Genomic DNA, 13,104 nt, shown 5'->3' with positions numbered 1-13,104 from the left:
CCACACTTTAGCGATTCTTCTAGCAGGTTTGTCTTCCCGGACTGTTTATTCCCTATCCCCTAAAGATGACAAAAGCACCACTGGTAATAATGCCCACAAAAAAACCACATATCTAACCAAACAAGCCGGTCCCAAAAGCACTGTGAGCCAGCAAAGGCCCGGCAGTACAAATGGAAGTACCATGCTCCATCTTTTTCCATAGCACAGAAAGCCTAAGAAAAAACACCAGACTAAGAACAAAAACCCGGGAGAAAACAGCATGGATATTACCGGGATTCTCTGCTGGGCAATTTCCAGAGACATTTTTCGGTATATCTCATTGAGCCACGGGAATTTGCTCTCTCTTACGCCCGGTTCTTCTACCTCATAGCCGAAGTAAGAACTATCCTCATAAGTGTAGGTAAATACGGTGTTTCCACGATAGGTGTCTATCACCGTGTCCGGGTACCAAAATCCGTAGGAAGTCATAAACCACGCATTGAAATAAGCAAAGGGATGTTCTGCCCCCCATTTGGCCCACAGTTTCCAAAAGCTTTTTTTGTCAGCTTCGTAGGCTTCATTGTTAAAGCTTATCTTCACTCCGTCCGTTACCTTGGGGGTATATCTGGCAACAGCCTCTTTCGGCAGATATCTGTACAAAATTTCCTGTTCCTTTAAAGGAACTTCCTCATACGCGCAAATCCTTGCCATCTGGGAAATCGGCACCGTAAGCATCTCCTGGTTTTCTGAATCATCTGCGCCAAGCGCTGCTGCAAGCCCGGCGCTAACCAATACATAAGCCCCTATGCTCACCACAAGGCAAGGGAGAACCTTTTTCCATTCTTTTCTTAAATAAAATACCAATACAGGTGTAAATACCAGAAATCCATAAAAACCATTATGCCGCAGCAGCATCATTCCGGTAGAGGTAATTCCAAACAGGATAACCTGGCCTTTCTTTCGAAAAAATTCATTTACATCCGCACACAGCTCCTGCAAAAGAACTACCAGAATCAGCATCATTCCCGTAAAAAGCCCATCCTTAGCGGAACAAAGGGAAAACATCACAAGCACCGGACACAGGCCAAAATACAATATCATCACTGCTCTTACCCATTTAGCTGCCCCTCTGCTTTCCATTTTTCCTATGCACCACGCAAAAATACCAGCCATGCTGGCCATTTGCACCACTGTATAGCAGGCAATCCCCAGATTATAGGAACCTGTCACTTTATAAACCAGCTGAATGATTCCTCCCAACGCAAGCACATGCAAAAGAGGATGGTGGGTCGAAAAGCTCCGCATCACCACCTGCAAAAGTTCATCCTGCGCATCATACACAAAAAAGCCGGGATAAACCGCTAAGAAAACAGGAATGTAGAAAAGCAGTATCGCCCCTGCTCTGGCAAAAAAACTGCCATAACCTTTTTCCTTCCTTTGTTCCTGCTGCCCGGCTACGGATATGCTGCCTAATGCGCTGCTTCTCCATGGCGCTTTCACACTCCCAAGCTTGTCCCAACAGTAACGCGTCAGTAAAGAAAAAAGAACCGCTAATATACCAATGCCACCCCACATCCGGCCATTCGTAAAGGGAACGCTGCCCCATAAATCCAGCTGCCTTCCAAACACCATGCAAAGAGAAAAAACGATTCCAAAAACGCCAGGATAAATCCATCCCGTCCATTCTCCTCCAAAATCCTTTTCCAGCGCTTTATTCACCAAATAAAACAGAACGAAAAAAACAAAAACAGATACTATGCTGTTGGTATACCCCAGGCTCTCCGCCCGATGAAGTATCCACGGCCAAGCGCTCACACCGGCAAAAGACAAAGCAGCCGCCAAAATCCGCCTTAAAGCGCCAAATTTATAAATATGATACCTATTTAATTTCTCAGCGTTCTTCTGCCTGCTTTTCATTAAGCTCTGCTCCTGTTATCTCCCGTATCACAAACTGCGGAGAATTATTCATGGAAATGTACATTCGTCCCACATACTCACCTGTCAGTCCTACCATCAGCATCAACATTCCCCCTATAAACACGGTCACTGACATTAACGCGCTGAACCCTGTCACCAGTCCCGGAGGATTTATAAAAATTTTTTTAATAATCGTATAAATCCCATATAAAAAGCCAACTGCGGCAAACAGCGCGCCCGAAACAGTGGAAATCCGCAGCGGTTTCACACTAAAGGCTGTAAAGCCATTAAACCACAAACCTAATAATTTTCCTAATGTATACCCGGAGGTTCCTGCCTGCCTGTCTCTATGGTTCACCTCCACATTGATGATCTTCTTTGTGGTGCGTAAAACCAATCCGATTACATAAGGATAAGCATTCACGTAACGCATCATCTCATCCACCACAAACCGCCTCGCCGCAAAGTAACTGGACAGATACAGTTCCTTTGGCTTGCCAAGCATCACACGGGTCATCACCTCATTCACATGGCTCCCCCAATTTCGGAATCCGGAATGATGTTTGTTTATATATTTGGCATAAACCACATCCGCCCCTTTTTCAATTCCATCAAGGAGCTTGTCCACCTCGCCCGCAGGCGTCTGGCCATCATCATCCAGGCAGACAACAATATCCCCTTTCGTGTAGTGAAATCCTGCCATTAAAGCGCTATGCTGTCCAAAATTTCTGGCAAGGTCAATTCCCGTAATATTGTCATTTTCCACACACAGCTTTTGAATCGTACCAAAGGTTTCATCCGGAGAACAGTCATTGACTAAAATCACCTCATAGTCATATTCTTCCATCTGACTCATTTTTCCCTGGATTTCCTTAATTACGCCCGGCAGTGTTGCCTCGGATCGATAACATGGAATCACAAAACTGACCAATTTTCTCACGGCAAACCTCCTCTGTCTCCACCTCTCATCCGATACTTCAGATAAATAAATCTTACAGGCAAAGCCTGTTTAAAGTTTTAACTGTTCTTATTTATCACAGCCATATAAATCACATCTTTATAACGGCCCTCCAAAAAAACTTCATCCTTCAGATAGGCCTCCTTAACAAAGCCTGCCTTCTCATAGCTTCTTCTGGCCTGCTTATTTTCCGCCAAAACCCGCAGCATAAGCTTGTGAAGGCCTTCCTCCCAAAAGGCATACTCTATCATCATTTTAGCGGCCTCAGTTCCATATCCCTTTCCAAGGGCATCCTTCTCTCCGATAAATATGCCATACTCCGCCTTATGATGGTCTCTGTCTATATCCCGCAGATAAACGCTGCCCACCGGCTTTCCATCCATCTTCCTGCAAATCATAAACTGCACCACCTTACCCGTATCTATCATATTTTTCATCCAGTTTTCATGTCCCGCTCTGGTAAAAGGCTTCTGATAAATGAAATTGCTGCGAACGAAATCCGTATTGCGCCACCGGATAATATTCTCCGTATCCTCCGCCCCCATCAAGCGCAGGTAAATCGTTTCCCCTTCCAGCCTATCCTTTTTCACCCCTTTATCCTTCATACCTTCCTCCCACTTTCCTAATGCCTTTCATTCACTTATTTTCCATGCAAAGCATATATTTCAAAGACACCGGCCACCTGCTCCACAAGCTGCGCCTCCACGGGCGTTCCATGGCCTTCGTAATATTCAAAAATCCACTCCATGTCCTCACTGGCTTTTCGGACAAAATAAACGTCCTCCCTGTCCTTAAGAGCCATTTCCATATTTTCTATCTCAAAAAGCGCCAGCTTTTTTCTCTGCAGAGGGCTCTTGCAGGCCCAGCCGCCCATAATGTCATAGTTATCCAAAGAATTATCCACATCCCGGAACATTTTTTCCGAATAAGGAATCCCGGCATCGGAAACCGAAGAATATACATCAATAAAATAGAAATTCTCCTTATTTTCACCCTCGGAAAGACATGTATAAAGTTCCCTATAAAGAGCATTTACCTTTTCCCGCTCCCTCTGCCTTAACGAAACCGACTCCACACTGTCGGGAAAAGTCATAAGCGCCAGCAATCCAAAACAACCTGCTGCCAGAATCCCTCCCAGGCGCTTTGCCTTTGCGCTTTCAACTTCACTCCATTGCACAAAAATCATGGCAGCCAGAATGCAGAACTCCATCAGATATAGAGAATGGGTAATCCGCTCCGGCGCCCGGTCCCCCATTAAGATATACATCCACAGCGCTGTACGCACTCCAAAAAGAAAAATCAGCTTCCATGCTGCCCCAAACGCATTTTTTATATAGGCGCTCCCATTCTTCTTCTCCTGCTCTCCCCTGCTTTTTTTGGGAATCGCTGTAAAAAAAGCTGCCATATATCCCAGTATCACCACATAATTCCATGGATAATCACTGCCCACAGCCCCGGCTCCATGGCTAAAACGGTAAGTATAATCCTTTAGCTTCAAAATAAGCTTTGGCCCAAAAGGCTCTTTGGCGCTTTTCGTTTTGCCAGCATAGTCCGCAATCTCTCCCACCATAACATGGTCAATCTCCTCGTCCATGCCGAAATTATAATTATCAAGCAAGACCTTTTCACTTTCACTAAGGCCGATGCTCTCATAAAATTCCTTATGTTCTTCATATTCAGGCGGTTTTTGAAAGTCATAAAGCTCTGTCCTGTTATCAAAAAATTCTGTAAAATCCCTCCATTCTTTTGAACCGTAGGCTATCATGTGGCTAACCTGCCCCATCAGAATGCCGCCCAAAATAAGTCCAATCACGGTAAAATATTTAAAAGCATGCTCCTTTGTGAAAATCTTATCTTCGCTTCCCCATTTTGCAGTGCCCGCCACACAAATCATGGGAAGCACCAGCAGCAGCATCTCCGAACGAATCAAATAAGCCACTGATACCAGCAAAACGGCAGGAATATTTTTCCTTACAAATTCCCTGCCAGAGAGCCTGATGTCTGTGGTAAAAAATAGAAATGCCGCCGTCCCCCCAAGAAACGTGCAGGTTACCGTATACTGCGCAAAAATCAAATGCTCTAAAAATACTCCCCCAAAAAGCAATCCTTCCGTAAACGCCACAGCCAGCTTTCCCCACCAGGTTTTACAAAAGGCCAAACTCCTTTTTAAAATCAAATAGAAACAACCATAATGGCAAGCACACAAAAAAATCCCATACCAGGGAAGCCTCCCTGCAAGCCTGTAAAACAGACTGATAAAGGCACTGATCATCCACAGCATCTGTATATTATGCCCCTCCGGCGTACCTGTATAGACTCCTGCCAAAATATCCTTCATCAGCACATCATCATTCAAATCATAAAAATAATCAAATCTGCATCCTGCAAATATACCCAAAATGCACAGTGCCGCTAAAGCAATTATGCGGTTTTCATATTTCCTTAACTGATTTTTAAGCTCCATAAAATTCCTTCACACAGCCTGCAATATACTCCGTCTGCTCCTTCTTCAGCTGGTAAAACATGGGAAGCCTTAGCAGTCTCTCACTCTCCCTGGTGGTATAACGATCCTCCCCATGAAATCTCCCAAACTTAAGCCCGGCAGGCGCGGAATGCAATGGTATATAGTGGAAGACTGTCAAAACATCCTTTGCCTTCATAAAATCAATCAAACCGGAGCGCTCCTCCATATCTTTCGTCTTAATATAAAACATATGCCCGTTGTGTCCGCATCCCTCCGGTACTATAGGAAGCTCTATTTTCCCTGCCTCTGCCAAAGGCATTAGGAGCTCATAGTACTGGTTCCACCTTGCGATGCGCGCCTCATTAATTGCATCCGCCACCTCAAATTGTGTATACAAATAAGCCGCATTGATATCACTGGGCAGATAAGATGAACCGAAATTCTGCCACCTGTACTTGTCCACCTGTCCCCTATAATATTTGCTTCTGTCCGTTCCTTTTTCTCTCAGTATTTCTGCCTTTTCAATATACTCCGGTTCCCGTATCAGAAGTGCGCCTCCCTCGCCCATACTGAAATTCTTTGTCTCATGAAAACTATAGCATCCGAAATCTCCAATGGTACCCAGCTGCTTTCCCTTGTAGGTACACATAATTGCCTGGGCAGCATCCTCCACCACCATAAGATTATGACGTCTGGCAATGTCCATAATCACATCCATTTCACAGCTGATTCCCGCATAATGCACCACAGCAATCGCCCTGGTCTTTTCCGTGATGGCCGCTTCAATCAAAGTCTCGTCAATATTCATAGTATCCGGCCTGATATCCACAAACACTGCCTTTGCTCCCCGCAATACAAAAGCATCCGCCGTTGAGACAAAGGTATAAGAAGGGAGAATCACTTCATCCCCTTCCTTGATGTCACACAAAAGCGCCGCCATCTCAAGCGCATGGGTGCAGGAGGTAGTGAGCAGGCATTTAGATGTTCCGGTAACATCCTCTAAAAATACACTGCATTTTCTGGTAAATTCACCATCCCCGCAGATATGCATACTCTCCACGGCCTTTTTCATATTTTCCATTTCCCCTCCTGTATAAGGGGGTACATTAAATCGAATCATATTCATACCTCCTGCATTTCGCAAGCTTTGCCTGCGGCACCGAGCTCCTATTTATTCATAAACTGTAAATGCTTCATTAGAAAAGGTCTCCACATAATGATTCCCTTCCATAAAATTCCATATAGCCTTCAGCTTCTCATCTCCGTCACAAGCCTCCACATCCGTTCCCCAAAATGCCATAGCTTCCTGATTCCCAGCCAAATACGCTGACAGCTTAGGTGTGAGAATCACAAGCGGACGATCCTCTCCCACAGCCTCATTTAAATATGACATTTCTGTCAGTTCCTCTTGAAGTTGTGAAAGCGAGCTGGTATTTAAATCAGCCCATGTTGTATAAATAGCTGGCGCCATATCAAGGTAATAGGCAAGTCCTGGAATATTCCCGTACAGGATCAGCTTTTTCCCTTCATACTCCGATCGATTTTCCGTCATAAAAGCAGAAATCTCCTCTAAGGTCTCCGCATTCATTTCATTTGTATACATTCCCTTAAGCACCGAATTTCCTGCCACCTTATAGTTCCTCTCCTGCCCTGTCTCACCATCCAGAAAAACATAAAAGGAGCCAATTCCTATCGCCTGCACGAAAAAAGCCGCCAGTATACCGGATATCATAGCTTTTACAGGGAAAAGCGGTACCTTTCCGGTGGTATCTAAATAAATCCTTCCCCACCTTGCAAACCGGTAACCCATCCAAAAAACCACCGGCACAATAAAAAACAAATTATTCAGTACCGGCCAAATATGATTATTGCTTCCAAGAGGTGTAATCAAAATAACAATCAGCGCAATACAGCCAATCAGGCGCCACTCGTCATCTAACATTTTTGTATACAGCATCCAAATCGTAACGCCAATTGCCACCAGCAAAAAAACTACTCCCCACTGCAATGCCGCTTCTTTCTGATAATATTTAAAATTAAACATGCCCCATTTCCCAAGGACAAAAAACAGTACAGGAATACAGATACAATAAACCACCTTCCTGACTCCTGCTAAATACTCTTTCCTGATTACAAGAAACGGAATCCCCGGCAATATGCATAAAATCATATAAAGCATCCAGCGGAACCCATGAAAATAGGCATCCAAAATAGCCAGCACCATCTCCCCTAAAGTATAATCGGAGGCACCCTTCGCCATGCCGAAAACACCATTTACCATGGTTCCAAATGCATTTCCGCCATAAACCCCACAAATCACGCCCACCAAAACCAGAAAAGCAGCAAGAAATCCCACAACACACAGCCCGGTTTCCCTTGCAATCCGTTTCAAGCTTTTTTTCTTCAAAGCTCCATAATACCAGACTGCCAAAATAAGCGCGCTTTCCAAAATATTATTCGGGAAACGCACCATTCCGTTTACTCCCAGCACCATGCCTGCTGCCACCAGACAAGCCGGTCTGCATCCCGCCAGCCCCCGAAACAGCAAAATCGCTCCCAATAAGAACAACAGATATGTAAGATAATTATACAAAATCACCGCAGGGCACCAGCAAAAGCCAATTGCAGCCATCTCTCCCAAAAAGGCAATGGAGCTGGGCATTTTTGTTTTAAAAAAGCGATAGCCAAGCAAAGCTGCCACACTTATAAGAAGCGAACAGTACAGCTTCACTCCCAGCATAGTCCCCCCCATAGGCAGTTTCGTAAAGAAAAATCCCAATACATTCGAAAGGAATGTAAGCAATGTCCACACTCCGCTTACCTGCCCAAAAAAACGATAATTGCCAAGGCTGTAACCGGTATCCGTCAAATCAATCCCCTGGTTCATTTTAAGCAGTGGAAACAACAATAAAAGCAGCGGAAAGATTACATCCTCCAAAATACTCCATAACGTCTGTAATTCTTCTTTTTCTAATACAGCCGCCAAAGACCTTCCCTTTTTGTCGTCCTTCATCCTACCCCTCCTTCCCGTTGCTTACGGCAAAACAGCCATCTACCTTTTTCAGCCATCTACCTGGTTTTGTCTCATAAAACCTCTTTCCAACCCGAGCAAATAAACTGCTCCTTAACCAGTCTATGACAATGCCTGCCACAAAAAGAAGTAATACGCAGCAGATAAGCTCCCAAAAGAAATAAAAAATCCCCTTATTTCCCTGTGGATTTATTACCTCTTTTATAAAATCATACCACAAATAGCGCAGGTCAATGTGTTCATGAAGCAAATAAATTCCAAAACTTAAGCTTCCCAGCCTCCTTATCATTTCAGCCCAAGTCCCCTCCCTTATACGGATTTTAGAAAATCCATAAAACAGCCCCACTGCCCCTGACAGGCAAAAGATAAAATTATAGTGAAAAGGAACCGTAAAATAATACCGAAAGCTATCCCATCTCTGGCTTAGGAACCACATAGACAGATTCATAAGAAAGCCTATAAAACAGCTTCCCACATAAACAAGCCACCCTTTTTTTTCAAGAAACGGAAAACCATAGCGTCCCAAATATGCCGCTAATAAGTAAACACAGATAAACCAGGGCAGATCATATCCATATCTGTCAAAAGCAAACACCACCGGACTAATACTCTTTATCACGCTAAAAAGAATCAGTAGCCCTCCCAGTGTAACTTCCATTTGCTTTTTGGACATATTTTTTACCGCCGCCCCAAGCACCGGCGTCAAGAGATATAGCATAAAATAGGAAGCAGCAAACCAATAATGCTCCGTCTCTATAGGAAAAAGGTACTCTATCAGCCCGTATATTCCCTTTGAATCTACCACCGTGCTAATCCCCATAACTTTACAAACAAATAATATAAGCAATGTATAAAACCAGATCTGGCATAAAAATCCTGCTGCTCTGCTTATCTTAAAAGTGCTTTTGACACTAAAATATCCACTGATAAATAGATAGGTATTGACTGCCACCAGGCAAAAGGACTCCAACAATGTACCCAAAACTCTCACACTGTCAAGGGGCATATCAAGGGCGATTAAATTATCTGAACGCGACAAAAAATGCAGAATTACCACCATGACCATCGCCACAATTCTCAGCAATTCATAATTTGCCATGCGTTTACGCTCCGCCACTTTACGCACCTCCCTTCCGTCCCGTCATTTCTTCGCACATATCATATTTGCTAAAATATCCCTCTATATTTTATCGTTCCCTGCACATCTTGCCATTTTCCACCCGGTAAACCATATCACACTTTTCAATGGTCTGAAGACGATGTGCTATAATAACCAGAGTCTTTCTTCCATGAAGCCTGTTGATAGAATCCATAATAGCAGCTTCCGTTTCATTATCAAGAGCAGATGTTGCTTCGTCTAGTACCAAAACCTCCGGATCTTCAAACAAGGCTCTGGCAATACCAATTCTCTGACGCTGTCCGCCTGAAATCCTGATTCCTCTTTCCCCAATACTGGTATCAAGTCCCTCCGGAAGCCCTCTTACAAACTCGTCCAGCTGTGCCTCCTTAAGCGCGTACCATACCTTTTCATCCTCAATCTCGTCATCCCCATAACCAAAAGCCACATTCCTCCGAATCGAAGAATCAATCATAAAAATCGTTTGGGGAATATATCCTATATTCTTAAGCCAGGACTGATAATTCTTACAAACCTCCACGCCGTCTGCAAGAATCTGTCCGCTTTGCATCCTTAAAAGCCCCAGCATAATATCCACTACCGTGGTTTTCCCCGCGCCCGAGGTTCCCACAATCCCTACCGCCTTGCCTATGGGTATCTCCATATCTGCATGGTTAAAAATGAAAACATCCGTATTGGGGTATTTGTAAACAATATCCTTAAGCTCTATCTTATCCTTAATTTCCAGCTTTTTAATTTCCGCCTGCTTCTGATATGTCCGTTCATCATAATTAATATTTTCATCCCTGATTTCTTCCTGAAGATTATCGCTAACCCCCATGAAGAACGGCTCAAAATAAGCGATTGACGTTAAATGATTGTTAATACGGTTCGCACAGGGAATCAACCGCATAGCCGCCACTCCCAAGGCTGCCACTTGAGGCAGAATATCAGAGACCGGTGTTCCCTTAAAAAGCTGAAACAGCATATAAAAAATCATGCCTGCAATCGCCACTGTCTCTATCAAAAGCCGGGGCGTGGCATTATATAAATTATACCTTTGCACGGCATTTACGTACCCGGCACCGCATTTGGCATACTCATTTATAAAATAATTCTCTTTATTTGCAATCTTAATTTCCTTGATCCCCATAACCGACTGGTCAATCCACTTATACAGTCCGCTGTAATACTCCTGGTTTTCTTCCCCGGCCTTTTTCATAATGGGCTTTAAAATCCCCTTAATTATCATCAGCACTGCCACCAAAAGCACCGTAACGGTGACCGTCATCCACACATCTGCACTAAGGCTTACCATAATAAGACATATAAACACAATCACCTCGCTGATCAACTGCAAAAGAGATAAAATAAGCCCATACATATTATTCACATCCGATGTAATACTTCTTTGAATCACAGAAGTATCGGCATTCAAATAATACTCATATGGCCGTTCCATAAAATTAATCATCATTCTTCTGGACGTGGCAAACTGATTTGTATAGACAAACTTAAGCTGGGCCTTCTGCTGAAAAAAAAGAAAGATGTTCTTAACCGCAAAAATCACAACCAGCGCCAGCATGGTAATCATCATAAGCCCTCTGGTATCGTCATAAGCAAGATGACCAATGTCACAAATTATCTGCAAATACCGATACTTTTCCACAGCATGCTCGTCCATCACTACCTGCATGGCCGGTACCACCATGGAAACACCGGCTGTTTCTAAAATTGCTCCTACAAGCATCAATAAAATCAGCAGCACCATAATCCGCTTCTGGCGCTTGTCCAACAATACCATTAATTTTCTAATTATTTTTTTCATAAATTTCTTCCAGAGTATTATTATTTTATTTAAAAATATCGTTCTATTTTACCACAGCTAGCACTACAAGTCAAAACCCCGATGTTGATATTACAACATAGAAGCTTGACAAACTCATAAAGAACTCTGTATAGTTAAGAATAAATCTTTGAGTATATTGTCTCAAAAAACAGGGGCTTTCGCGCCATCACATTTTACAGGCCAGCTTATTCATATAAATGGGAGTTAATCATCAATTATGAGTAAATTATTTTATGAATGCAAAGAAATAGCTTATGCATATAAAGAAAAAGCTTTAGAATATAAAAAGCCATTTTTCATTTTATTATTCATTTATTTGTTATCCTTCAGCGCCATAATAAGATCTAATTATAGTTATTTGGATGATATGGGAAGGGCATATGCCGGATATCACGGTTGGTTGGATTGGAGCCGCTGGACTACGGAGATCCTTGCTACATTTGTGCACGCACAGTGGCACCTAACGGATATTTCCCCCCTTCCACAGATTCTTGCATGTATCATCATGGCTGCAGGAGGAATTTTATTATTAGACATATTCAAAAAAGACTTACCGATTGGCTTTTGGAATATTGCTGCCGCTTCATTAACGGGACTTACTCCCTTTTTTTTGGGAATGATTGTTTATAAATTCGATTCCCCCTATATGGCATTATCCTTTTTTGTAAGCATTTTTCCTTTTTTATTTTATAAAAAATCGCTGAAAAAATATATAGTTACATCTATTTTCTGTCTATTGGTAATGTGTACAACCTATCAGGCTTCTTCCGGTATTTACCCATTAATTGTATTGTTTCTGGTTATGGAAAATCTCAAATCAGGCATATCCATCAAAAAGAATCTTAAATTCATTGGATTATCAGCATCTTGCTACTTAATTTCTCTTGGAATTTTTTGGTTCTTTTTCATGAGACCTAACGGTGTTTCCGTAACTTCTCCCAGTATGCTTATCCCCCATATTATTTCCAGATATATAGCATATTATAAAATAATATGTTATGACTTTACACCTCTTTGGCTTTTTTTGATTTTAGCAACAGCTGTCCTCTTTCTGTATCTGGTATGCAAAACAGCTTCTGTTTCCACAATACAAGCTTTCTTATTTGGTATATTAACGGTGCTTGCCGGAAGCGCCCTTTGTTTTGGAGCCTATCTGTTTATCAGTGAAGATGCATATGATACCAGATGTATGTATGGATTTAACCTTTTCCTTACATTGATGGCCATCTACATTTCATACCATGCGAAATATTGGATTTCAAAAGCTGTTTATACAGCTCTTGCATGGTGTTTCCTCGTCTTTTCATTAACCTTTGGCAATGCACTTGCTTTGCAACAGGAATATTTAAATTACAGAATCACATTAGTCGCAAATGATTTAAACGAATTAGAGCTTATGAAAACAGATGAGATGAAAAAAATCCGGATACAAGGAAGTATTGGTTCAGCTCCCGCCATAACAAATATGGCGGAAACATACCATTTTTTAGGGAAAGAAATATTTTCCGGTTTCGGAGAAGGTTTCTGGGGCGCCTATTATTTCTACCATTATTTTAACATTCCAAATATTGAAGTCATAACGGAGGATGACGAATGTGACTATCAAAATTTGCCTCTTATAAAGGATACAATGTATCATACGATAAGTGGCAGCGGGCGCAATATCTTAATTAAATTAAAATAATGATGCCACGGTTATCGTTCCAGCGCAATAGGTCGTCTTCCTCATCCACCACATGAATATCCGGATTTACTATCTCAAACTCATGTAAAATATGTGCAAATCATA

General features: G+C 42.5%; 9 protein-coding genes. 1 reads left to right on the top strand and 8 read right to left on the bottom strand.

The genetic code is table 11. From position 1 onward, the window contains the following. Positions 1 to 45: 45 nt before the first annotated feature. From D5281_RS01425 to D5281_RS01390, 8 genes are all read right to left on the bottom strand, one after another. The gene (locus tag D5281_RS01425) at positions 46 to 1,896 is read right to left on the bottom strand and encodes a DUF6020 family protein (RefSeq protein ID WP_160558351.1); all 1,851 of its coding nucleotides are present in this window, start codon (positions 1,894 to 1,896) and stop codon (positions 46 to 48) included. After that, a complete protein-coding gene (locus D5281_RS01420; RefSeq protein ID WP_330584743.1) occupies positions 1,871 to 2,836 on the bottom strand; it encodes a glycosyltransferase family 2 protein in 966 nt (321 codons plus the stop codon). The genes D5281_RS01425 and D5281_RS01420 overlap by 26 nt, the downstream gene beginning before the upstream one ends. A 77-nt stretch (positions 2,837 to 2,913) precedes the next feature. Then, complete coding sequence (locus tag D5281_RS01415; RefSeq protein ID WP_160558350.1) at positions 2,914 to 3,459, bottom strand: GNAT family N-acetyltransferase; 546 nt, start codon at positions 3,457 to 3,459, stop codon at positions 2,914 to 2,916. Positions 3,460 to 3,494: 35 nt separating this feature from the next. Continuing rightward, positions 3,495 to 5,318: a hypothetical protein gene (locus D5281_RS01410; protein WP_160558349.1), complete on the bottom strand. Its 1,824-nt coding sequence runs from the start codon at positions 5,316 to 5,318 to the stop codon at positions 3,495 to 3,497. Then, complete coding sequence (gene rffA / locus D5281_RS01405) at positions 5,308 to 6,438, bottom strand: dTDP-4-amino-4,6-dideoxygalactose transaminase (protein ID WP_160558348.1); 1,131 nt, start codon at positions 6,436 to 6,438, stop codon at positions 5,308 to 5,310. The genes D5281_RS01410 and rffA overlap by 11 nt, the downstream gene beginning before the upstream one ends. A gap of 51 nt (positions 6,439 to 6,489) precedes the next feature. Next, the gene (locus tag D5281_RS01400) at positions 6,490 to 8,331 is read right to left on the bottom strand and encodes a hypothetical protein (protein ID WP_160558347.1); all 1,842 of its coding nucleotides are present in this window, start codon (positions 8,329 to 8,331) and stop codon (positions 6,490 to 6,492) included. Between the two features lies 1 nt (position 8,332). Further along, positions 8,333 to 9,466: an acyltransferase gene (locus D5281_RS01395; protein ID WP_160558346.1), complete on the bottom strand. Its 1,134-nt coding sequence runs from the start codon at positions 9,464 to 9,466 to the stop codon at positions 8,333 to 8,335. 70 nt (positions 9,467 to 9,536) lie between these two features. After that, complete coding sequence (locus D5281_RS01390) at positions 9,537 to 11,294, bottom strand: ABC transporter ATP-binding protein (protein WP_160558345.1); 1,758 nt, start codon at positions 11,292 to 11,294, stop codon at positions 9,537 to 9,539. Between the two features lie 238 nt (positions 11,295 to 11,532). Here D5281_RS01390 and D5281_RS01385 point away from each other — a divergent pair, with 238 nt between their 5' ends. Beyond that, entirely contained in the window at positions 11,533 to 12,999 is a 1,467-nt protein-coding gene (locus D5281_RS01385) for a glucosyltransferase domain-containing protein (RefSeq protein WP_160558344.1), read from the top strand. Positions 13,000 to 13,104: the final 105 nt, after the last annotated feature.

This window comes from Parablautia muri (assembly GCF_009917485.1).
In the GTDB taxonomy this organism is placed as follows: domain Bacteria; phylum Bacillota; class Clostridia; order Lachnospirales; family Lachnospiraceae; genus Suilimivivens; species Suilimivivens muri.
The sequence above is the reverse complement of the archived record's forward strand: the minus strand, read 5'-3'. Positions and strand labels throughout refer to the sequence as shown.

Coding starts and splice junctions, on each gene's coding strand:
- D5281_RS01425 (WP_160558351.1), bottom strand. CDS start 1,896: ATGAAAAGCAGGCAGAAGAACGCTGAGAAATTAAATAGGTATCATATT.
- D5281_RS01415 (WP_160558350.1), bottom strand. CDS start 3,459: ATGAAGGATAAAGGGGTGAAAAAGGATAGGCTGGAAGGGGAAACGATT.
- D5281_RS01410 (WP_160558349.1), bottom strand. CDS start 5,318: ATGGAGCTTAAAAATCAGTTAAGGAAATATGAAAACCGCATAATTGCT.
- rffA (WP_160558348.1), bottom strand. CDS start 6,438: ATGATTCGATTTAATGTACCCCCTTATACAGGAGGGGAAATGGAAAAT.
- D5281_RS01400 (WP_160558347.1), bottom strand. CDS start 8,331: ATGAAGGACGACAAAAAGGGAAGGTCTTTGGCGGCTGTATTAGAAAAA.
- D5281_RS01390 (WP_160558345.1), bottom strand. CDS start 11,294: ATGAAAAAAATAATTAGAAAATTAATGGTATTGTTGGACAAGCGCCAG.
- D5281_RS01385 (WP_160558344.1), top strand. CDS start 11,533: ATGAGTAAATTATTTTATGAATGCAAAGAAATAGCTTATGCATATAAA.